Below are 22,503 nucleotides of genomic sequence, written 5' to 3' on the forward strand. Positions count from 1 at the left end.
CTATTGGTTTTGACTAGCTTAGACCAGGCAGCGATTGGTGCCCGGATCTAGCTGCAAATACTAAGTACATTATTTATAAATTCTTATAATTTACAGAATAATTAAATACGTATTTTCTTGTTTTAGTCTAATACCCTCTTTATTGCCTCTAAAATTCTATTATCATCAAATGGCTTTAAGATAAAATCCTTCGCACCAAATTCAATTGACTCAACTATCATTTTTTGTTGCCCCATAGCCGAACACATAATAATTTTGGCGTTAGGATCCTCACCAATAATTTCTCTCAAGGCAGTAATTCCATTCATTTCAGGCATTGTAATATCCATAGTTACTAAATCGGGTTTATATTTATGATAAAGCTGAACAGCTTCTCTTCCATTCTCAGCCTCTGCGACTACTTCATAGTTGGCGCCTTTTAAAATATTCGATAACTTCACACGCATAAACTTTGCATCATCAACTATAAGAATTTTCGGCATTACTTAGCCCCCTATATTACATTAGGAATAGTTTTTTTATAACAGATTGGTCAGTTGGGTCATATTTCATATTAGTTAGAAACCTGTAAATCCGCCATATAGACTGGTTAAATAGACAGTAATTTTAGTCATCCAATCAAAGAACAAGACAATACCCATAAAAATCATAATATATCCACCAATTTTCATTATTTTTATGCTATGTCTTTTAATCCACTGCATTCTCCCAATGAAAAACGATAGAACAAAGAATGGAATAGCAAAGCCTAGTACATACGCAACCATGTAAATGATAGCAGAACTTGGATTTGAAGCTGCCAATAATATAACAGATGATAAAATAGGGCCAGTACATGGAGTCCACCCAGCTGCAAAAGCCATACCAATAAAAATTGAACCGATATACCCAGTAGGTCGGTGCTTAAATTCCACTCTTCGTTCCTTCATTAAAAATTCAGGTTTAAGAAAGCCTACGATTACCAATCCAAAAAAGATAATTAAAACTGCGCCAAGTTGTCTAATTAAGTCTTTATAATCCCAAAAGAAACCTCCTATAAAAGAGGCACTAAAGCCAATTGCAATAAAAATAAGTGAAAACCCAATCAAAAAGAAGATTGTATGAATGATGCTCCTTTTTTGAAGCATCGCTTGATCTGATTTAAGTTCGCCTACAGATACCCCAGTTATATACGACAAAAATGCAGGGTAAAGAGGCAGACAGCATGGGGATATAAATGACAAAAACCCAGCACCAAATGCAAGTAAAAGATTAATATCGGTCATGATTTCACTCCTATAAAAAACTATCACTCAGTAAAAGTATACAAATATAATACCATATAAGGGGGTGATTGTACTCTATTTTAACTTCTTATCCTTGCCATGGTATATTGTATCTTATTCCTCCTTGTAATATAGTTCTACTCAAAAATTCCAATTTATTTCCTTTGAATTTATTACCATAGTATCTTATAATTATTACAAGATCCTAGCCATGAAAGGAAAGCTTGCTGTGTCTAAAGAGGAAATGCTATCGAAGATTGAACGGAAAAGGGCAGAGTTAATTGAAATTGTTTCGAAAAATGGGATAAGCTCAACAATATCAATAAGATTTAGTCAGGAATTAGATATACTGTTAAATCAATATAACAAGTATCCTTCACATACAAAAACTCTCTCAAATCAATGAGAGAGTTTTTTGTCCGTTTTGTATGTGATAATAAAATGACACTAAGAAAAGAATAATTAAAGTCTAAACTAAATGCCGAAATAAAAAACCACTTTAAAAAAACTAAAACACAAGGACAAAAAAGACCACTCTTTCTGAATTATTGATTCAGAAAAGTGATCATGATTTGTTGTAAGAATGATTAAGCTTGTCCAATACTATTTTATAAAAATGAAGGATTAATCCACGTTATAAGTTAGTGATAAGTGATAATAATCTATTGTATAAGACGCTTAAACCCTTAATACATAAACGTTTTACTTGCCCATCTGTCCGTTCATCGCTTTTAGCATTTGATTGATTTTCTTTTGAGAAGGTTTCATTCCCATTTGCATCATCATTACCTTAAGCATTTGCTCGTTTATAGGTGGATTTTTCTTTAAATAATTCATCATATATTTACGTGCGATGAAAAATCCTAATGCTACCCCAGCGAGAAGTGCCAGAACACCAACTAGAACATATAACCACATATTCTATTTCCTCCTTCTTGTTGTCTACATTACAGTGTACTAAACCATATAGTATTATACAATAAAAGAAAGAAATTTTCCTGCCTTTTAAACAAATTTTCTTTCTTTAATTGGATTCAGCCAACCATAGCGATTTTGTTCGAAATCCATAGCTAGAAAACAAGGGTTATATTTACGCAGTAACTCAAAAAAAATGGTTTCAGACTCAAGATTTCCTTTTGCTTCTAAGTAAAGGTTTCTATCAGATATAGATAATTTCGCCTCACCTTCAGGTAATTGAAACTTTAAAAAGTGAGAACTCTTATTTTGTTCATAAGTTTTATACTTCTTTAATGCAACACTAATAATTTGATTGATTTTCAAGTTAGGTATAGGTCTTGTAATAAAGTTAATTTGTTGTTCTAATATTGTTTTGTATTCAACTTGAGTTGTTTCTGCATGATCTAAGAACAATTGATATAAAAGGGACTCTCTACCAAAATAATGAGTTGCAAACTCTTCCTCAAGTAAATAGATTCGATAATTTCTCATTATAAGCACCTCTATCATACTAAATTACCTTTATTATAAATCATGAACTAAAAGATAATTGTCTGTTAGTGGTGCAATAGAACACTCTTTTTGTCGAATCGATAATTTTCAACTGTATTATATCAAAAAGACCATTTTTGATATAATCAAATACCTAGTGCACAATCGTTTAATGCAATCTGTTGTTTTTACTGTCTCTTAATTTCTGAGGTGTAACATCATTTCCTTTTGGATCGATAATTTTAACTGAATGAAGAGTATCAGTCATGGAACTTCTAAATACATTTAAATATTCTTGTCTTAACGACTGTTGTTCTTCTTTTTCCTTGGATGTTAATCCTTCATTCTTTGATTTTCTAGATAGATAATTTATTCTTGCGATTTTTTCTTTAGGTAACATTTATCTTAAATTCCTCTCTATCAATGCTTAAAACATATTTTATGTTACTAAAGAAAAGTTTATTTATCAAGTAATGTTTTCTTTTTTATTCATATGTTCATTATATCTTCTGTGTACAGTTGCTTTTGATATGTCATGTCCGAAACCTCTGAGTGTAGAAGCAATTTCAGAAAATGTCAACTTTTTCTCCCTTAAAGAGATTATTTCTAATATAGGGACTTCTTTTCGTATTCGCCCCGAAGCTTTATGAGTATTAAGTAAATTTTTTTCAGGTCGATATCCATTTTCGACTGCTTGTTTCATGCCACGCTTGATTTTAGCGTTATGGATTTTCCTTTGAAACTCCTCTACTATCCCTACGATTTCTAAAACCATTGAATCTGACTCAGACAATTGTAACTCACCATGATGACTTATAGTATAAATTTTGACACTTTCTTTTAATAAGCAACTAATAATAGCTATTTTAGCATTTCCTCTACCTAGCCTAGTTTCATCTTGAATTAATACTACATCAACATCTTCTTTTTTTATCATTTGCAATAACTTTATGATACCATCCCGATCAATCTCATAACCGCTAGCTCTTTCCTCAATGATTTCTATAATATTAAAGTTAAAGTTCTCTGCCAAGGCTAATAACTCCGTTTTCTGTCTATATATCGAAGTATCTTGCGTTTCCTTTTCAGTACTTACTCTGACGTAGATAATTGCATTACTCATTTAAGTCCTCAGTTACAAAAGCTGTAAATCTTTCAACGTCTTTCTCAAAGTATATTGGTAATACAAGTTGGTCACCCGATTTTATAGATTCTGCCTTTATATTATTGTTACTCTCAATCCAATTAACGAATTCTTCGAAGTCATAAGGATGAAGTTCCTTATATGTTTCATTTAAACTCCATAAAGAATCACCTTCTGATACAGTTATCTGAACATAATCATTATTCCCTTGATTCAAGGTGTTGGTAAAAGCAAAAGTTAATCCAATTAATAAAACAAAAAATAAAATATAAAATGTTAGTCCCTCAATTGATAGTTTCATAAATAATTTACCTCCATAAGAATACTTGTTCGCTTTTTATATTTTTATTGTAATACGAACGCACGTTTCCGTCAACATTAAATTCGAACTTATGTTTGTACAAAATACCAAAACATGCTATAATTTTTAAAAATAAGTAGATTCGAGGTGTGAAAGTTTGACAAAACTATCTAAAAGACAACAAGATATATTAAATTACATAAAAAGTGAAGTAAAAGACAAGGGATATCCTCCGTCAGTAAGAGAAATAGGAGAAGCTGTTGGTCTTGCCTCTAGTTCAACAGTTCACGGTCATTTATCAAGACTAGAAAGTAAAGGTTTGATAAGAAGAGACCCAACAAAGCCTCGAGCAATTGAAATATTAGATGTTGAAGCCGATTCCCATGTTATCAACTATAATGTAGTTAATGTTCCAGTAATTGGTAAGGTTACAGCAGGATTACCTATTACTGCAATAGAAAATATTGAAGAATATTTCCCTCTTCCCGATAAATATGTAACACCTGATGATAATGTATTTATGTTAGAAATCATGGGTGATAGTATGATTGAAGCTGGGATTCTAGACGGTGACCTTGTTATTGTAAAGCAACAACAATCAGCTAATAACGGAGATATTGTGGTAGCAATGACTGAGGATGATGAAGCAACAGTAAAAAGATTCTTTAAGGAAAAGGATCATTTCCGCCTTCAACCTGAAAATTCTTTACTTGAACCTATTATTCTAAGAAATGTATCCATACTTGGAAAAGTAATTGGAGTATATCGAACTGTACACTAAAAAACCAGAAAAAATCTGGTTTTTTTTTTCATAAAAACCTAAACCACTCGCCAAACTGCGACATGTATACGGCAAAAATAAAAATGCAGACTTTAAAAATATAGGGTTCCGAATGCTTTTCTTCCAATACATGCCGTATGACAGACATATCAGCATATATATTTAAGTAAAACTTGCTATTTAAACCTCATTTCCTTGTGATACGGTTCACCATATGCATCTAAATGAGGTTCTTTTTGAAGTTTTCAGATAAAATTTACTCCCTATTAAATAAGAAATCTTATCCTAATTAAGTAAGCAGCAAAAGTATAATATGCGGAGATTTTCTGATTAGATGTAGAATGGAGCTCGTTTCGGGATTAATAAGGGGAAGTTTTCCACTTTTTTAAAGCAAAATCTTCTATTTTCTGATTTTTTAAGCCAATAGGCGGAATATCTCCGTCAATTTAAGGTGTTTTATACTAATTAAGCGAAATTTTTTCGTCTATTTATCAGTTCGGATGCTTAACTAGATTCCACAAGATAAGAAGTGCTGATCCTCTTAATCCTAGATGTGGAAATCAGCAGTTTTGTATCACTATCTTATAAAGAACAATAAAATTGGTATTCAAAACAACACTGCAAATGACACAAGTTTTGACCCTTCTTTTTAACTATGTAATACTTTCATGTTAATAATGTCAATTGCTTATCAAAATTAATGGAATTCTAGAAACCTTAATAAATAAAGAAAAGGCGTATGCAAATTCATACGCCTTTTCTTGTGTCTTTTAATAAGGAGCATCCTAGAACTAAAAGTCAGCCTTGATCTAAAGCTTGTTTTAGATCTTAATACATTGACATGTATTGATCACGTTCCCATGGATGTACTTGTGTACGGAACATATCCCATTCAATTTCCTTAGCTTCAATAAAGTGTTCAGCTAAATGATTTCCTAATGCAGCAATCAGAACTTCGTCAGTCTTGAAGTTGTCAAGTGCAGCTGCAAGCGTAGCAGGAAGATCAACAATACCAGCTTCAATTCTTTCTTCTTTATTCATAACATAAATGTTGCGATCTACTGGTGGTGGAGCTTGTAAGCTATTTTTAATACCAGCTAAACCAGCAGCTAATAATACTGCCATTGCTAAGTATGGGTTTGCAGCCGGATCTACACTACGCACCTCAACACGAGTGCTTAGACCGCGAGATGCAGGAATACGAATTAGCGGACTTCTGTTACGAGCAGACCATGCCACATAACAAGGTGCCTCATAACCTGGAACTAAACGCTTATATGAGTTTACAGTTGGATTAGTAACCGCTGTAAAGTTAGGTGCGTGTTTAATAATACCAGCAATAAATTGTCTTGCTGTTTCACTTAATTCTAATTCACCATTTGGATCATAGAATGCATTTACGCCATTTTTAAATAATGATAAATTACAATGCATCCCTGAACCATTCACACCAAATAATGGCTTAGGCATAAATGTTGCATGCAAACCATGCTTACGAGCAATTGTTTTTACAACTAATTTAAATGTTTGGATATCATCACATGCTCTTAATGCGCCAGCATATTTGAAATCAATTTCATGTTGACCTGGAGCTACCTCATGGTGAGACGCTTCAACTTCAAATCCCATTTCTTCAAGTTCTAAAACGATGTCACGACGGCAGTTTTCACCTAAATCAGTTGGAGCTAGATCAAAATATCCACCATTATCGTTTAACTCAAGTGTAGGTTCGCCTTTTTCATCTAGTTTGAATAAGAAAAATTCAGGCTCTGGTCCAAGATTGAAATCTGTAAATCCTAGAGCTTCCATTTCCTTTAACATGCGCTTTAAGTTGTTACGAGGATCACCTTCAAAAGGCGTTCCATCCGGATTATAGATATCACAAATTAGACGAGCAACTTTCCCTTTTTCTGCAGTCCAAGGAAAGACTACCCATGTATCTAAATCAGGGAATAGATACATATCAGACTCTTCAATACGTACAAACCCCTCGATAGAAGAACCATCAAACATCATTTTATTATCAAGAGCTTTCTCAAGCTGACTTGATGGAATTTCAACATTTTTAATTGTCCCTAAGATGTCAGTAAATTGTAATCGAATGTACTTTACATTTTGTTCCTTAGCTAAACGGAAAATATCTTCTCTAGTAAACCTTGCCATTATTTGTTTCCTCCCCTAGTTTCATTATTTATAGTTTAATTGATTACTAACTAATGGAAAAACCTTGACATATCACCCTGTCTAAGGCTAGCTCTGTTAAACCTACCAGCATCTATTAATTCAGCTTTTAGAAGCTTTCTTAATTCTACGTCAGATAATTCTTGTTTAACAGGTTCTTTTGGTTTAGTTTCTTCTGTCTGCTTTTGGCCTTCCTTGACAGCAAAGATTTGTTTAATTCCGGCTAAGTTAACGCCATCCTCAATCAAATCTCTAATTTCTAAAAGACGATCAACATCATTAAAAGAAAAAAGCCGTCTATTTCCTTCTGTTCTCGCAGGGAAGACTAATTTGTTTTCTTCATAATAACGGATTTGCCGAGCAGACAACTCAGTTAATTGCATAACAATACCAATTGGAAATAATGGCATTGTCCTTCTTATGTTGTCAGTCAATGTCAGCTCCTCCTTTTCTGGGAAATCTTTCTTAGTACAATGTTAATTTTATATGATGTTATGAATCCTGTCAACCCGATGTTATAAATTCTTACACAAATTCTAAATAACAATTAAGTTCTTTTTTAATAATTGATTAATTGCAGTGCAAATTGCAATTTTCACGTGTGAATACGTTAAGCCACCTTGAACATATGCAACATACGGTGGTCTTAATGGACCATCTGCTGTTAGTTCGATGCTTGCACCTTGAATAAATGTCCCAGCTGCCATTATTACGTCATCACTATAACCAGGCATATAGCTAGGATAGGGCGTAACATAAGAATTGACAGGTGACGCATATTGTATAGCTTGACAGAATTGAACCATCATATCAGCGTCATCAAACTGCACTGATTGAATTAAATCAGTTCGATATACATCCCATTTTGGATATGTATTAAATCCTAATTGCTCTAATATCGCTGATGTAAAAATTGCCCCTTTAAGTGCTTGTCCAACAATATGAGGCGCTAGAAAAAAACCTTGATACATTTCTTGCAGGCTGTAGAGTGATGCACCCGCTTCGGCTCCAATTCCTGGTGAAGTTAATCTATAAGAGCATGCCTTTATTGCCACTTCAGTTCCTACTAGATATCCGCCTGTTTTAGCAATCCCCCCGCCAGGGTTCTTAATTAATGAACCTGCCATTAAATCTGCCCCAACATGACAAGGTTCTATTTCTTCCACAAATTCACCATAACAATTATCAACAAAAACAATAATGTCTGGATTAATATTCTTTATGAATTCAATCATTTCTTTAATCTCTGATATTGTAAACGATGGTCTAGTCGCATATCCTTTTGAACGTTGAATTCCAACCATCTTTGTTTTATTAGTAATAGCTTTCCTTACAGCCTCAAAATCAACTCTTCCATCTTCAGTTAAATTTACCGTATTATAGTCAATATTAAATTCCTTTAGAGAACCTATACCCTCTCCTCTAATACCAACGATTTCTTCTAACGTATCATATGGTTTTCCTGTTATGTATAACAATTCATTTCCTGGCCTCAAAATACCAAATAAAGCGATTGATATTGCATGTGTACCTGAAATGATTTGTGGCCTTACCAGTCCAGCTTCTCCTCCAAAAACATCAGCATACACTAATTCAAGTGTATCCCTACCAATATCATCATACCCATAGCCTGTTGATGGATTAAAATGGGAATCACTCACTTTGTGCTTTCTAAAGCTACTTAAGACCTTAGCTTGATTTATATCAATCGTAGTTTCAACCTGCTGATGCTGGAATTTTATTTTTTCTTCAATTTCTTTAACTAAACCAGATATTTTAGTTCCAAATTCTAATTCTGAATACATCTTGCTTTCCCCTTTATAGTTGAAAATTTCTAAGTTGACCTGATAATGAGTGACTTTCAATGATAAAGCCATTACATTCATACATCTCTGTATCTTCGTTATAGTGTAACTCTTTTAGTATGGTATCTTGCTTTAGACTAGCGAGTATTTTTCCTTCTGTATTTGGTATCGATACTTTATACTCACTCATCTCTTCAACCATTTTATCTTCTATATGTGTTTTAATATTAAATAGATCTTTTGAATCATGTGCACTAACTAAGACTGAATTCTCTCTAGTGGTTGGGACAAACTCCGGCAACACTTGATCCCTTTTATTATAGATAGTTAGCATTGGGATGGAATCTACTTTTAATTCTTTTAGCAGTTTATACACTGTTTGTTCGTGGTTAAAATAATCGGGATTAGAAGCATCAACCACATGCAAAATTAAATCCGCTTCTCTTACCTCTTCTAGAGTTGACCGAAAGGCTGCAACCAAGGATGTTGGTAAGTCTTGAATAAACCCGACCGTATCTGTTAATAACGTTGTTAGTCCGCATGGTAGAATGAGTTTCCTAGTCATTGGGTCAAGTGTAGCAAATAAAAGATTTTCCTCAAAGGATTCTGCTTCCGCTAGGCGATTAAACAATGTTGATTTTCCTGCATTTGTGTATCCAACTAATGCCATTTGAAAGGCATTATTTTTCTTTCTTCTTTCTCTATATCTTTCACGATGCTGAACAATAACATCTAATTGTTTTTTAATTTCATCAATCCGTCTATTGATATGACGACGATCCGTTTCGAGTTGTGTTTCACCGGGTCCTCTAGTTCCAATACCGGCTCCTAGACGTGATAATTGAATTCCTTTTCCAGCTAAACGTGGTAATAAATATTGAAGTTGTGCCAACTCCACCTGTAATTTACCTTCTTTTGAATTCGCACGTGATGCAAATATATCTAGAATTAATTGTGTACGATCAATCACTCTTGCTTTTAAGTACGAAGATAAGTTTCTTAATTGACTAGGGGAAAGTTCATCATTAATAATGATAACATCTGGATCAAGTTCACTTTCAAGCGCAACAAGTTCCTCTAATTTCCCTTTACCTATGTAGGTGGCATTATGTCGCTTGTCCCGTTTTTGCGTTACAGTCATTACCACTTCGCCATTTGCCGTTTTAGTCAGAGACTTTAGTTCATCTAGAGAATATTTAAAACGAGTGTCTTCCACACCTTGTAGTTGTAGTCCGACAATAATAATCTTTTCTAGTTCATTTTCATGATTTTCAAACAATAGCTATTCATCCTTCCAAACCAAGTTTATAAATATATCATATCAAAATAAATCTAAAACCACCATTTCCTTAATAATTATCTCCAATTCTTCACTCAATTAAATCAAAAAGCCGCATATGCGGCCTTTGATTATTAAATATTACTCCTTGAATAACAAATCTTGAGTTCTAATAGTAAGTAATTCTTGCCGGTCATACTCTTCATTAACCAATAATCTCATCGCTTGGGTTCTAATCGACTTTTCAATTATATTTCGAATATACCTACCATTACTAAATGTATTAGATCTTGTTTCGGTTTTAATGATATTTAAATGTTCTCTTAGCTTTCTGCTGGCATCCCGACTTAGGATATACTCACGTTCATCCATCATTCGACCCGCTATCTCCATTAACTGGTCAACTGTATAGTCAGGAAAATCGATAACAAGTGGAAACCTGGAATATAAACCAGGGTTTAATGATAGAAAATGATCCATCTCCCTTGAATAACCAGCTAGAATAAGTACAAATTCATGTTGTTTGTCTTCCATATGTTTTACAAGCGTATCAATTGCTTCTTTACCGAAATCCTTTTCTCCCCCGCGTGCAAGTGAATAGGCTTCGTCAATAAATAAAATTCCACCCAACGCCTTTTTAATTAAATCTCTTGTTTTTTGAGCAGTATGTCCGATATATTCACCCACTAAATCAGCACGTTCTGCTTCAATAAGGTGACCTTTAGATAGAACGTTCATCTGCACGAATAATTTCCCTAACAGTCTTGCTACTGTCGTTTTTCCAGTTCCTGGATTACCTTTAAACATCATGTGTAAAGCTTGCTTTCCGGCTTTCAACCCTTCTTCTTCTCGCTTTTTATTAATATAGAGCCATGCATAGATTTCTTTCACCATTTTCTTCATTTCTTCCATACCAACTAATTTATCCATCTCATGTTCAATGTCCTTTAGTGCATTATGCTTAGAAGGCAAATTAGTAGAAAGCCTTTCATCAGAGGGAGAGTTAACAACTTTTAATTTTTTCTTTTGTCCATTTAAAACAACATTTATTTGACCATTATTTTTCATTGTAATTGGTTGATCCAAGAGCTTTCACCTCTCATTCTTTACCAGTATACGTTAGAGGTAGAAAAATTGTGACAAAAGCCCAAAGAAAACATAGGATAAATAAGTTAGACCTTAAGCTTCATCACCCAAACAATTTCTTTTATTTTTCTACATGATTATAAAAATACTGTCTATTCCTGCGCTTTCCCAAGAAATAATATGCAATAGTATAAGTATATGAGCAACATGTAAAATAATTAAAACAAAATAAAAAAACAACCTACAAAAAATGTAGGTTGTTTTTTTAAACTCTATTCAAGCTCTAATTGGATATTTTTTTGTGGTGAGAACGTTGAAATAGCATGCTTATAAATTAGTTGTTGTTTCCCCTCTGTTTCTAATAAAACAGTAAAATTATCAAATCCTTTAACTGTTCCTCTAATTTGGAATCCATTTAATAAAAACACAGTGACAAATGTAGTATCCTTTCTTAACTGGTTTAAAAATTGGTCCTGAATATTAACTGATTGCTTCACTTGTTAATCCTCCTCTTTTTCTCGAACAATATATATTCTTTAATTCATAAAGATTTTCGGTGAAAGTAAAATAAATCCCCTTACTCTAACTTATTCGCCTAATCTTAAAGCTTTCCTGCAACATATTTTAAAATTTCATCTAAAGTGTTACTAAAAGGTTTGTTTGTTACATCAAACCACGTGACATTCATTTTGTTACGGAACCAAGTAAGTTGTCTTTTGGCATACCTTCTTGAATTTTGTTTTAATATTTCAATTGCTTGATTTAAAGAAACATTACCTTCTAAATAGTCATAAACTTCTTTATATCCAATGGCTTGAATAGATTGACAATCTCTAATTCCTTTGTTGTATAACCTTTCGACCTCATCAAGAAGTCCTTCTTCTACCATTAAATCCACTCGCTGATTGATTCTATTGTATAATTCTTCTCTTTCCATCGTTAATCCTATAATTGCAACATCATAGATTAAAGTTTTTTCCTGTTCGTTTAAATATTGAGTCATCGTTTTTCCAGTTGTATGATGTATTTCAAGAGCCCTTATCACCCTCCTTATATTATTAGGATGTATTCGATCAGCACTTTCAGGATCAATTACTTGTAGTTTTCTAAAGGATGGCTCTATTCCTTCTTCTTCAATTAACTTCTCGAGGTTCACACGATAATCTGGATCTGAGGCTTGGTCTGTAAAATGATAATCATATATAACAGATTGTATGTATAATCCCGTCCCCCCCACAATCATCGCGACTTTTCCTCGATTATGGATATCTTTTATAGTCCTTCGAACATCTACCTGGAAATCTGCGACAGAATAACTTTCGGTTGGTTCTTTAATGTCTATTAAATGATGCGGAATGCCTTCCATTTCTGCTTTTGTAATTTTAGCAGTTCCAATATCCATTTCCTTATATATTTGCATCGAATCTCCACTAATAATTTCAGCATTAAGCTTTTTCGCAAGCTCAATGCTAAGCTTTGTTTTCCCAACAGCTGTCGGGCCTATTAGGACTATAACTTTTTCACTTATTCTTTCGACCAATGAATCATCACTACTTTCTTCCATCACTTCACTCTTCTTAATGAATCTATTAATAAATAGATAAATAACGCAATCTTTCTTATCGTAACATAAATGATATTAACTTCATTGATTAAAAGATGGGGATCCTACATAAAATAAAGATTTTTTAATAAACAGTATTTTATAAAACAGAATCTATTATAACCATTTCTTATTGGATAAATAACATCTTTTTACAAAAAAAGTGAAAAATCGACGATTTTTCACTACATTACTCGTTTAAACATTTTTTCCATCTCATATGTTGAATAATGAATAATAATTGGTCTTCCATGAGGGCAAGTAAAGGGATCCGACGTCTTCCTTAATGTCTCCAACAGAGCAAAAATTTCATCATTCCTAAGATGGTGGTTTGCTTTTATTGATGCTTTACAGCTCATCATAATTGCTGCTTCTTCTCTTAATAAATGGATATTAATTTTTTTCATCATTAAAACTTGTTCAATGATCTCTTCAATTAACTCTTGCTCCTCACCCTTTGGAAACCACTGCGGATGTGATCTCACAATATAACTATTGTGACCAAAGCTTTCTAAGAATATCCCCACTTGCTTTAACTCATGAAAATGAGAGTCAATTATTAAACATTGATCCTTTGAATATTCAAATGTAATCGGAATTAATAATTCCTGACTTTCGTTAATAACTTGTCCTACCTTCTCCCGAAAAAACTCATACTTGATTCGCTCTTGGGCCGCATGTTGATCAACAATATAGAGCCCTTTATCATTTTGAGCTAATATATATGTGCCATGCATTTGACCAATAGGGTATAAAGGTGGGACTCTATCTTCATCAACTAATAGTTCTTCGTCATCATTATAAGTTTCAAGCGCATCAATATCATCCGGTTCCTCCTGTTCTTCTTCCCTTTGAGGATCCCAGTTAACTTGATTAATTGGAGGTAGAGGGTAATCCTTATTAATCTCGTTATTATACGCGTGTATTGATTCTTTTTCTAGGACGACAGTGTCAGCCGTGCTCTGTTTACTAGGATTCTTCTGTTCCGTTGTAACAACATGATCATGTTCGAGAGTAAAATGTTGTTGCTCACTTCTATTAACTCTTTTTTCACGTCCTGGTGAAACCACTTCTGGAATTAATTGAGTCCGTTTAAAGGCCTGTTTTATACCAGTAGTAATAAGTTCATTTAGTTCTTGTTCTTTGCTTAACCTTACTTCAAGCTTTGCGGGATGAACATTCACATCTACTAATAAAGGATCCATTTCAATATTTAATAGTACAATTGGATATCGACCAACTGGTAGTAGAGTATGATATCCTTGTTGTATTGCATTTGCAATATGATAGTTTTTAATAAACCGATGATTAACCATTGTAGATATATAGTTTCTAGAAGCCCTTGTTATCTCCGGCAAAGCAATGTAGCCTGTTAGTTTAAAATCTAATGAATCCAAGTTGAGCGGAATCATCTTTTTAGCAATATTCAATCCATATATAGAGGCTAATACTTGTCTTACATCACCACTACCATTAGTATATAACAGACGTTTTCCATTGTGAGATAATCTGAATGATATTTCTGGATGAGCCATGGATATTCTATTAACAACATCGGTAATATTTCCGAGTTCAGTATGGATTGTTTTCATATACTTTAAGCGAGCTGGAGTATTAAAAAATAGATTTGAGACAATAATTTCCGTTCCTTTGCGGCTATTTGTTGACTCATGTGTAATAACCTCTCCACCTCTAATAACTAAACGAGTACCCGGAAGGCCCGTACTTGTTTTAAGTTCTAATTCAGATACGGAAGCAATACTGGGTAAAGCCTCCCCCCGAAAACCTAATGTACGGATACGAAATAGATCATTTTCATCTTTAATTTTACTTGTTGCATGACGATAAAAAGCCCTTAAACAATCATCAGACTCTATTCCATCTCCATTATCAATAATTCTAATTTTTGATAGTCCAGCTTCTTCAACATCAATTTCAATAATTGAACTGTTTGCATCGATGGAATTCTCTACAAGCTCTTTCACAACAGATGCTGGTCTTTCTACCACTTCACCCGCCGCAATTTTATTAGATAATTGGTCATCTAACTTTATGATCTTGCCCAAAATTCCCACCCCTTTTTAATTAAGATAATCTCTTCTGAATTTCATATAATTTATTCATCGCTTCAAGAGGCGTCATATCTAAAAGGTTAATAGCTTTTAGGCTTTGTAATACTTGCTTGTCCTTTTTAGAGATTGATGTCTCGATAGATTGTGTCTTGGCCTGTTCAAAGAAAGATAACTGAGATTCCTGAGAGTACTCCATCTTATCTTCTTTGCTTTGGGTTTTACTGATCAACATTTGATTCGACTCACTTTTCTCAAGCTTGTCTAAGATTTCACGTGCTCTTAGTATGAGCGTATTTGGTAACTCTGCTAACTCAGCCACATGTATTCCATAGCTTTTATCTGCAGCCCCTTCTTGAATTTTATGAAGAAACACGACCCTACCTTGCTCTTCAATTGCACTTACATGAATGTTTGATAAATCATTTAATTGATCAGCAAGTGAAGTTAATTCATGATAATGTGTTGAAAACAAAGTTTTAGCACCAATATTGTCATGAATATATTCTATTATAGCTTGAGCTAATGCCATTCCATCATATGTGGAAGTACCCCTACCAATTTCATCAAACAATATCAGACTACTTTTTGTTGCATTGACAATTGCGTTTCGAGCCTCAAGCATCTCAACCATAAACGTACTTTGACCTGATATGAGATCATCTGCAGCACCAATCCTTGTAAACACTTGATCAAATACCGGTAATACAGCTTCAGAAGCCGGGACATAACATCCGATTTGTGCCAGTATTGATGTTAATGCCACTTGTCTCATGTAAGTGCTTTTTCCCGACATATTAGGTCCTGTTATCAATAATGAATGACGGCCGTCCTTCATATAACAATCATTTGGTACATATTCCTGAGAATTCATTACTTTTTCAACAACAGGGTGACGTCCGTCTTTAATATATACCTCATTCTCTGAAAACAACGGCTTACAGTAATGCCTTTCCTCACTAATTGTTGCAAAGCACTGTAAAACATCAACTTCACTTATTATCTTTGATAAGTCTTGGAGGCGAGTGATAAAATCCTTTACTTGCTCTCTTAAATCTACAAAAATATCATATTCCAATTGAACGATTTTTTCTTCTGCTTCCAAAATTAACGATTCTTTTTCTTTAAGTTCTGGTGTTATGAATCGTTCTGCATTGGATAATGTTTGTTTTCGCTCATAAATCCCATCTGTTAGGTATTGAAGGTTTGCCCGTGTTACTTCAATATAGTAGCCAAAGATTTTGTTATAGCCTATTTTCAAAGATTTGATTCCAGTTCTCTCTCGTTCTTGTTTTTCTAACATGGCTATCCAAGTTTTGCCGTTCTTACTTGCATCTCTATATTGATCTAACGTTTCATTATATCCATCCTTAATAATATCTCCATCTTTAATTGAAAGAGATGGATTATCCATAATAGCATGATTTAGAAGCTCTGTAAGTTGTTCACAAGCATCAATTTTCTCTGCTAAGTCTACTGCATATTTATTTCCTAATGTCCCAATAATGCTCTTAATTGATGGAATCTGCTCTAACGACTTTCTGAGTTGCACCAAATCTCTAGCATTCACATTTCCAAATGCGACTCTTCCAGCTAAGCGTTCTAGATCATACACTTCCTTCAGTAGATCACGTAGATCATGACGTTCGAAGTATTTTTCGATAAATGTTTCAACCATATTAAGTCGAACATTTATTTCTTCTCTTCGGATTAAAGGTCGGTCAATCCATTGTTTCAATAACCTACCACCCATAGCTGTTACAGTCTGATCTAATAACCATAATAGAGATCCTTTTTTCCCTTTTGAGCGAATAGTTTCTGTTAATTCAAGGTTGCGCTTTGAATATAAATCAATTCTCATAAATTGGTTTATATAATATTGTTGAACCGTCTGTAAATGCTCTAAACTTCTTTTTTGCGTTTTTTGTAAGTAATTAAGTAAGCGCCCAAACGCCATAACCAGCTTTCCATCCTCTAACTTGCATATAATATCAGTTAGAGATTCTGGAATCACTGTATCGTCCTCTATTGAGATCGTTACATTACAATTATCAATGATACGCTTTCTAACATCTTGGTCTAAGGTTGATGAAACAACAACCTCTTTTACATTGTTAGAATAAAGTTCATTAATAACCTCTTGTGGGTCTTTTGACAGAGTGGTTACCTTATTTTCTCCAGTTGTAAGATCATTGAAAGATAAACCAAATGTACCATCATCAAATTTGGTTAATGCTGCGAGGAAATTATTTTCCTTTTCATCTAAACCTTTACCATCCATTACAGTACCTGGTGTTATAAGTTGTACAACTTCTCGTCTCACAACACCTTTTGCTTGCTTTGGATCTTCAGTTTGTTCGCAAATCGCTACTTTAAATCCTTTTTGGACAAGTTGATCTATATAATTACGTGCAGAATGATATGGAACTCCACACATTGGGATGCGATCAGCTGATCCACCCTCTCTACTTGTTAATGTTATTTCAAGTTCTCTTGAAGCTTTTACCGCATCCTCGAAGAACATTTCATAAAAATCCCCAAGTCTAAAAAACAAAAAGGCATCCTGGTGTTCTGCCTTTATTTTCAAATATTGCTGTATCATTGGCGTGTATTCTGCCATGTTAATCCCCCAAATGATTCAATTTCTTTTGTTATTATAACATAAGATTATTGTCATTGGACGTTTGTCGAATTGGGAACATTCACCTTGGAAAAAGAAATTAATTGTCACTTTCAACCGTTATTTAAAAATTAATACCTAGTTATGAAAATTCAGGATGTCCACCTACCGGATATAGGCCTAAGAAAATCTTTGAGTTCATCTTCGAAGCAGCTTTTGGGATTACTTCCCGAGAAATGGCGAATAAAACAACACCAAGCATTTATAAGATATTTATTCTAAAACAACATAAAAAAACTGACCTTACACACATGTAACGTGTATAGGGTCAGCTATTATACTATTCTTCCAAATCACCAACAAGGAAATCTGGATTTAAATCTTCAAATTCTTCGTCATCAACATCATCGCAATCCCAATCTTCGTCCTCACAGCCATCTGGGTTAACAGCTACACATACTTTTGTTTCTCCCACAACTTCTGCAAGAAATTCTCTTTCTACTTGAACAACAACTTTATTTCCATTTGGGGAAATTGTTGCTTCTAAGCAATTGGGCTGTTGAAGAACACCCGCAATTACATCAAAGTCGTCACCTAGGAAGTTATCATCTTTATATTTTAGTTTGATAACATCTGTGTAAGTAACTGTTTCTGTCACAACTTCTGTCTTTGTATTATCATTATAGGAATACCAAACATTGATATCATAACGACCATTTACCTCGACAGTGTTGTCACATTTCTTTGCATCATATTGATGGTTAATAATCCAGCAACCTAAAATACTTGTTGGTCTGTGTGACGGGGAAATAGTATGAGTTGATTGTGTAAATTTACGCCCTTTTCCTACGACAGCCTTCGTAATAATCTCTCTGTATTCAGACATACGTGCAAACCCTCCTCTATCAATCTTCATTTCATCCTATGCGGGGCAAATGACTAGTGTGATAATAAATTTTTAACTTTATCACAACTTTTTTCATTACCACTGGAACATACGTCCCAAATACAACAAATGAAATAACTACATTCACTATAACTACAAAAGATTAATATGATGAATGAACTTTTTCTCATTCGTATACTTTGTTTGTATGTTGAATGAGACCATATAGTTCATTGTATGCGGGTGTGCCCAGATATGTACCTTTTTTCATAAGAATTATTAAATAATTACTAATTAAGTGATGTACACACAGTTTATTTGCAGCCAGCCAGCCACCATTTCTTTACATTTTTCATACCGCTTTCAAACCTAAAAGAGAGCTTTATACTCGCTTGTTTCCTTGCTCTACTTATTCCTAGCCCCACTATTCCTTTTTCTATTAGTATTTATTCTAGTATGAACCTTCAGATTTAAGGACAACATAAATGCCTAGCGACGTCCTACTCTCACAGAGGGAATCCCCCAACTACCATCGGCGCACGAGCTTAACTTGCGTATTTCGGTAGGCCAGCTTCCGGTGACCTTCGGTATCTCTGCGTCAAACTGCACTTACTCAAACGCTCGGGAATATCATAGCCTCCGCTTTTCACTCGCTTGCTTCCTTGATCTCCTCGTTCCTCGAAACCCGACCATATTTTCACTTGTACTTTGTATTCCTTTTCTAATCGTACTCATTATTCTAGTATAAACCTTACGGTTTTAAATACGAAAAAAAGACCCATTCAATGAATGGATCTTTCCTAAATGCCTAGCGACGTCCTACTCTCACAGGGGGAGTCCCCCAACTACCATCGGCGCTGAAGAGCTTAACTTCCGTGTTCGGTATGGGAACGGGTGTGACCTCTTCGCCATCATCACTAGACTTATGAAGGTTCGTACCTTCAAAACTAGATAACGCTCAGACATTCATTAATTATTTGGTTAAGTCCTCGATCGATTAGTATCAGTCAGCTACACACGTCACCGCGCTTCCACCTCTGACCTATCAACCTCGTCATCTTCGAGGGATCTTACTAGCTTGTGCTATGGGAAATCTCATCTTGAGGGAGGCTTCATGCTTAGATGCTTTCAGCACTTATCCCGTCCACACATAGCTACCCAGCGATGCCCTTGGCAGAACAACTGGTACGCCAGCGGTGTGTCCATCCCGGTCCTCTCGTACTAAGGACAGCTCCTCTCAACTTTCCTACGCCCACGACGGATAGGGACCGAACTGTCTCACGACGTTCTGAACCCAGCTCGCGTACCGCTTTAATGGGCGAACAGCCCAACCCTTGGGACCGACTACAGCCCCAGGATGCGATGAGCCGACATCGAGGTGCCAAACCTCCCCGTCGATGTGGACTCTTGGGGGAGATAAGCCTGTTATCCCCGGGGTAGCTTTTATCCGTTGAGCGATGGCCCTTCCATGCGGAACCACCGGATCCCTAAGCCCGACTTTCGTCCCTGCTCGACTTGTAGGTCTCGCAGTCAAGCTCCCTTGTGCCTTTCCACTCTACGAATGATTTCCAACCATTCTGAGGGAACCTTTGGGCGCCTCCGTTCCATTTTAGGAGGCGACCGCCCCAGTCAAACTGCCCACCTGACACTGTCTCCCATGCCGATTTAGGCATGTGGGTTAGAATTTCAATACAGCCAGGGTAGTATCCCGCCGACGCCTCCACCGAAGCTGGCGCGCCGGCTTCTAAGGCTCCTACCTATCCTGTACAAGCTGTACCAAAATTCAATATCAGGCTACAGTAAAGCTCCACGGGGTCTTTCCGTCCTGTCGCGGGTAACCTGCATCTTCACAGGTACTATAATCTCACCGAGTCTCTCGTTGAGACAGTGCCCAGATCGTTACACCTTTCGTGCGGGTCGGAACTTACCCGACAAGGAATTTCGCTACCTTAGGACCGTTATAGTTACGGCCGCCGTTTACTGGGGCTTCGATTCAAAGCTTCTCTTGCGATAACCTCTCCTCTTAACCTTCCAGCACCGGGCAGGTGTCAGCCCCTATACTTCGCCTTGCGGCTTCGCAGAGACCTGTGTCTTTGCTAAACAGTCGCCTGGGCCTATTCACTGCGGCTTATCAGGGCTATTCACCCTAATAAGCACCCCTTCTCCCGACGTTACGGGGTCATTTTGCCGAGTTCCTTAACGAGAGTTCTCTCGAACACCTTAGGATTCTCTCCTCGCCTACCTGGGTCGGTTTGCGGTACGGGCACCTCTCACCTCGCTAGAGGCTTTTCTTGGCAGTGTGAAATCAGGAACTTCGGTACTTTATTTCCCTCGCCATCACAGCTCAGCCTTAATGATTCGCGGATTTGCCTACGAATCAGCCTTACTGCTTGGACGCGCATATCCAACAGCGCGCTTCCCCTCTCCTTCTCCCTCCCCCCATTGCTCAAACGGTGAGGAGGTGGTACAGGAATTTCAACCTGTTGTCCATCGCCTACGCCTTTCGGCCTCGGCTTAGGTCCCGACTTACCCTGAGCGGACGAGCCTTCCGCAGGAAACCTTAGGCATACGGTGGAGGGGATTCTCACCCCTCTTTCGCTACTCATACCGGCATTCTCACTTCTAAGCGCTCCACCAGTCCTTCCGGTCTGACTTCACTGCACTTAGAACGCTCTCCTACCATTGTTCTAAAAGAACAATCCACAGCTTCGGTGATACGTTTAGCCCCGGTACATTTTCGGCGCAGAGTCACTCGACCAGTGAGCTATTACGCACTCTTTAAATGGTGGCTGCTTCTAAGCCAACATCCTGGTTGTCTGGGCAACTCCACATCCTTTTCCACTTAACGTATACTTTGGGACCTTAGCTGGTGGTCTGGGCTGTTTCCCTCTTGACTACGGATCTTATCACTCGCAGTCTGACTCCTGAATATAAGTCTTCGGCATTCGGAGTTTGACTGACTCCCGTAACCCGTTGGGGGCCCCTAGTCCCATCAGTGCTCTACCTCCAAGACTCTCATGTTCAAGGCTAACCCTAAAGCTATTTCGGAGAGAACCAGCTATCTCCAAGTTCGATTGGAATTTCTCCGCTACCCACACCTCATCCCCGCACTTTTCAACGTGCGTGGGTTCGGGCCTCCATTCAGTGTTACCTGAACTTCACCCTGGACATGGGTAGATCACCTGGTTTCGGGTCTACAACCACGTACTCATGCGCCCTACTTAAGACTCGCTTTCGCTGCGGCTCCGTCTTATCAACTTAACCTTGCACGTGATCGTAACTCGCCGGTTCATTCTACAGAAGGCGCGCCATCACCCGGATATTTTCCGAAGGAAAAATCATAGGGCTCTGACTACTTGTAGGCACACGGTTTCAGGATCTCTTTCACTCCCCTTCCGGGGTGCTTTTCACCTTTCCTTCACGGTACTGGTTCACTATCGGTCACTAGGGAGTATTTAGCCTTGGGAGATGGTCCTCCCTGCTTCCGACGGGATTTCTCGTGCCCCGCCGTACTCAGGATCCACTCTAGCGAGAACGAAGTTTCGACTACAGGGCTGTTACCTTCTGTGGCTGCTCTTTCCAGATCACTTCATCTTCCTCGTTCTTTTGTAACTCCGTACAGAGTGTCCTACAACCCCAAGAGGCAAGCCTCTTGGTTTGGGCTATTTTCCGTTTCGCTCGCCGCTACTCAGGAAATCGCGTTTGCTTTCTCTTCCTCCGGGTACTTAGATGTTTCAGTTCCCCGGGTTTACCTTCAACTACCCTATGAATTCAGGTAGAGATACTACTCCATTACGAGCAGTGGGTTTCCCCATTCGGAAATCTTCGGATCAAAGCTTACTTACAGCTCCCCGAAGCATATCGGTGTTAGTCCCGTCCTGCATCGGCTCCTAGTGCCAAGGCATCCACCGTGCGCCCTTACTAACTTAACCTAAGTTAAAGTCGTAAAAACTTTACAGTTTATTACTTTGGTTTTAATTCTTAATGAATGTCTTGTTACGTTATCTAGTTTTCAAGGAACAAACTTTGAGAGA

The 22,503-nt window shown here is 36.5% G+C and carries 19 protein-coding genes and 2 rRNA genes; 2 read left to right on the forward strand and 19 right to left on the reverse strand.

What is annotated here, in order from left to right; all coding sequences use genetic code 11:
- Window positions 1–122: 122 nt before the first annotated feature.
- Together BK579_RS15395 and BK579_RS15400 are read right to left on the reverse strand one after the other, a co-directional pair.
- Window positions 123–482 carry a response regulator gene (locus BK579_RS15395; protein WP_078546941.1) on the reverse strand — a complete coding sequence of 120 codons (360 nt, stop codon included), beginning with the start codon at window positions 480–482 and terminating at the stop codon, window positions 123–125.
- 75 nt (window positions 483–557) lie between these two features.
- The gene (locus tag BK579_RS15400; protein ID WP_078546943.1) at window positions 558–1,265 is read right to left on the reverse strand and encodes a cytochrome c biogenesis CcdA family protein; all 708 of its coding nucleotides are present in this window, start codon (window positions 1,263–1,265) and stop codon (window positions 558–560) included.
- A 229-nt stretch (window positions 1,266–1,494) separates the two neighbouring features.
- Between BK579_RS15400 and BK579_RS15405 the strand changes: the two genes are divergently transcribed.
- Window positions 1,495–1,671, forward strand: coding sequence for a Spo0E family sporulation regulatory protein-aspartic acid phosphatase (locus BK579_RS15405; protein ID WP_204524726.1), 177 nt, complete (start codon window positions 1,495–1,497; stop codon window positions 1,669–1,671).
- A gap of 296 nt (window positions 1,672–1,967) precedes the next feature.
- Here BK579_RS15405 and BK579_RS15410 read toward each other — a convergent pair whose 3' ends face one another.
- The 5 genes from BK579_RS15410 to yneA all read right to left on the reverse strand — a co-directional run bounded on the left by BK579_RS15410 (window position 1,968) and on the right by yneA (window position 4,159).
- Window positions 1,968–2,183: a YneF family protein gene (locus BK579_RS15410; protein ID WP_078546947.1), complete on the reverse strand. Its 216-nt coding sequence runs from the start codon at window positions 2,181–2,183 to the stop codon at window positions 1,968–1,970.
- Window positions 2,184–2,270: 87 nt separating this feature from the next.
- On the reverse strand, window positions 2,271–2,714 hold the full coding sequence (gene sirA / locus BK579_RS15415) for a sporulation inhibitor of replication protein SirA (RefSeq protein WP_078546949.1): 444 nt from the start codon (window positions 2,712–2,714) through the stop codon (window positions 2,271–2,273).
- A gap of 169 nt (window positions 2,715–2,883) precedes the next feature.
- Window positions 2,884–3,114 (reverse strand): DUF896 domain-containing protein, encoded by a 231-nt coding sequence (locus tag BK579_RS15420; protein ID WP_078546951.1) that lies wholly within the window; start codon window positions 3,112–3,114, stop codon window positions 2,884–2,886.
- 66 nt (window positions 3,115–3,180) lie between these two features.
- Window positions 3,181–3,837: a YneB family resolvase-like protein gene (locus BK579_RS15425; RefSeq protein WP_078546953.1), complete on the reverse strand. Its 657-nt coding sequence runs from the start codon at window positions 3,835–3,837 to the stop codon at window positions 3,181–3,183.
- On the reverse strand, window positions 3,830–4,159 hold the full coding sequence (yneA, locus tag BK579_RS15430; RefSeq protein WP_078546955.1) for a cell division suppressor protein YneA: 330 nt from the start codon (window positions 4,157–4,159) through the stop codon (window positions 3,830–3,832). Before yneA ends, BK579_RS15425 begins: the two co-directional genes overlap by 8 nt.
- A gap of 157 nt (window positions 4,160–4,316) precedes the next feature.
- Here yneA and lexA point away from each other — a divergent pair, with 157 nt between their 5' ends.
- Window positions 4,317–4,940 carry a transcriptional repressor LexA gene (lexA, locus tag BK579_RS15435; RefSeq protein ID WP_078546957.1) on the forward strand — a complete coding sequence of 208 codons (624 nt, stop codon included), beginning with the start codon at window positions 4,317–4,319 and terminating at the stop codon, window positions 4,938–4,940.
- Window positions 4,941–5,768: 828 nt separating this feature from the next.
- On the opposite strand, the gene glnA is transcribed toward lexA, so the two are convergent.
- The 12 genes from glnA to BK579_RS15495 all read right to left on the reverse strand — a co-directional run bounded on the left by glnA (window position 5,769) and on the right by BK579_RS15495 (window position 22,401).
- Window positions 5,769–7,103: a type I glutamate--ammonia ligase gene (gene glnA, locus BK579_RS15440; RefSeq protein WP_078546959.1), complete on the reverse strand. Its 1,335-nt coding sequence runs from the start codon at window positions 7,101–7,103 to the stop codon at window positions 5,769–5,771.
- Window positions 7,104–7,153: 50 nt separating this feature from the next.
- Window positions 7,154–7,555 (reverse strand): MerR family transcriptional regulator, encoded by a 402-nt coding sequence (locus BK579_RS15445; protein ID WP_078546961.1) that lies wholly within the window; start codon window positions 7,553–7,555, stop codon window positions 7,154–7,156.
- Window positions 7,556–7,657: 102 nt separating this feature from the next.
- On the reverse strand, window positions 7,658–8,926 hold the full coding sequence (locus tag BK579_RS15450; protein WP_078546963.1) for a methionine gamma-lyase family protein: 1,269 nt from the start codon (window positions 8,924–8,926) through the stop codon (window positions 7,658–7,660).
- A 13-nt stretch (window positions 8,927–8,939) separates the two neighbouring features.
- Complete coding sequence (hflX, locus tag BK579_RS15455; RefSeq protein WP_078546965.1) at window positions 8,940–10,205, reverse strand: GTPase HflX; 1,266 nt, start codon at window positions 10,203–10,205, stop codon at window positions 8,940–8,942.
- Between the two features lie 141 nt (window positions 10,206–10,346).
- Window positions 10,347–11,291: a stage V sporulation protein K gene (spoVK, locus tag BK579_RS15460; protein ID WP_078546967.1), complete on the reverse strand. Its 945-nt coding sequence runs from the start codon at window positions 11,289–11,291 to the stop codon at window positions 10,347–10,349.
- Between the two features lie 272 nt (window positions 11,292–11,563).
- The gene (hfq, locus tag BK579_RS15465; protein ID WP_078546969.1) at window positions 11,564–11,788 is read right to left on the reverse strand and encodes an RNA chaperone Hfq; all 225 of its coding nucleotides are present in this window, start codon (window positions 11,786–11,788) and stop codon (window positions 11,564–11,566) included.
- A gap of 104 nt (window positions 11,789–11,892) precedes the next feature.
- Complete coding sequence (gene miaA / locus BK579_RS15470) at window positions 11,893–12,855, reverse strand: tRNA (adenosine(37)-N6)-dimethylallyltransferase MiaA (RefSeq protein ID WP_078546971.1); 963 nt, start codon at window positions 12,853–12,855, stop codon at window positions 11,893–11,895.
- A gap of 224 nt (window positions 12,856–13,079) precedes the next feature.
- Window positions 13,080–14,960 (reverse strand): DNA mismatch repair endonuclease MutL, encoded by a 1,881-nt coding sequence (gene mutL / locus BK579_RS15475; protein ID WP_078546973.1) that lies wholly within the window; start codon window positions 14,958–14,960, stop codon window positions 13,080–13,082.
- A 19-nt stretch (window positions 14,961–14,979) separates the two neighbouring features.
- Window positions 14,980–17,583, reverse strand: coding sequence for a DNA mismatch repair protein MutS (mutS, locus tag BK579_RS15480; protein ID WP_078546975.1), 2,604 nt, complete (start codon window positions 17,581–17,583; stop codon window positions 14,980–14,982).
- Window positions 17,584–17,923: 340 nt separating this feature from the next.
- Window positions 17,924–18,469: an outer spore coat protein CotE gene (locus BK579_RS15485; RefSeq protein ID WP_078546977.1), complete on the reverse strand. Its 546-nt coding sequence runs from the start codon at window positions 18,467–18,469 to the stop codon at window positions 17,924–17,926.
- 806 nt (window positions 18,470–19,275) lie between these two features.
- A 5S ribosomal RNA gene (rrf, locus tag BK579_RS15490) occupies window positions 19,276–19,391 on the reverse strand.
- A 55-nt stretch (window positions 19,392–19,446) separates the two neighbouring features.
- Window positions 19,447–22,401: ribosomal RNA gene (locus tag BK579_RS15495) — 23S ribosomal RNA — on the reverse strand.
- Window positions 22,402–22,503 lie beyond the last annotated feature (102 nt).

Source organism: Litchfieldia alkalitelluris, from assembly GCF_002019645.1.
In the GTDB taxonomy this organism is placed as follows: domain Bacteria; phylum Bacillota; class Bacilli; order Bacillales; family Bacillaceae_L; genus Litchfieldia; species Litchfieldia alkalitelluris.

Excerpts from the sequence above, each read along its gene's own strand:
- BK579_RS15395 (WP_078546941.1), bottom strand. The coding sequence starts at position 482 with ATGCCGAAAATTCTTATAGTTGATGATGCAAAGTTTATGCGTGTGAAG.
- BK579_RS15400 (WP_078546943.1), bottom strand. The coding sequence starts at position 1,265 with ATGACCGATATTAATCTTTTACTTGCATTTGGTGCTGGGTTTTTGTCA.
- BK579_RS15410 (WP_078546947.1), bottom strand. The coding sequence starts at position 2,183 with ATGTGGTTATATGTTCTAGTTGGTGTTCTGGCACTTCTCGCTGGGGTA.
- sirA (WP_078546949.1), bottom strand. The coding sequence starts at position 2,714 with ATGAGAAATTATCGAATCTATTTACTTGAGGAAGAGTTTGCAACTCAT.
- BK579_RS15420 (WP_078546951.1), bottom strand. The coding sequence starts at position 3,114 with ATGTTACCTAAAGAAAAAATCGCAAGAATAAATTATCTATCTAGAAAA.
- BK579_RS15425 (WP_078546953.1), bottom strand. The coding sequence starts at position 3,837 with ATGAGTAATGCAATTATCTACGTCAGAGTAAGTACTGAAAAGGAAACG.
- yneA (WP_078546955.1), bottom strand. The coding sequence starts at position 4,159 with ATGAAACTATCAATTGAGGGACTAACATTTTATATTTTATTTTTTGTT.
- glnA (WP_078546959.1), bottom strand. The coding sequence starts at position 7,103 with ATGGCAAGGTTTACTAGAGAAGATATTTTCCGTTTAGCTAAGGAACAA.
- BK579_RS15450 (WP_078546963.1), bottom strand. The coding sequence starts at position 8,926 with ATGTATTCAGAATTAGAATTTGGAACTAAAATATCTGGTTTAGTTAAA.
- miaA (WP_078546971.1), bottom strand. The coding sequence starts at position 12,855 with ATGGAAGAAAGTAGTGATGATTCATTGGTCGAAAGAATAAGTGAAAAA.
- mutS (WP_078546975.1), bottom strand. The coding sequence starts at position 17,583 with ATGGCAGAATACACGCCAATGATACAGCAATATTTGAAAATAAAGGCA.
- BK579_RS15485 (WP_078546977.1), bottom strand. The coding sequence starts at position 18,469 with ATGTCTGAATACAGAGAGATTATTACGAAGGCTGTCGTAGGAAAAGGG.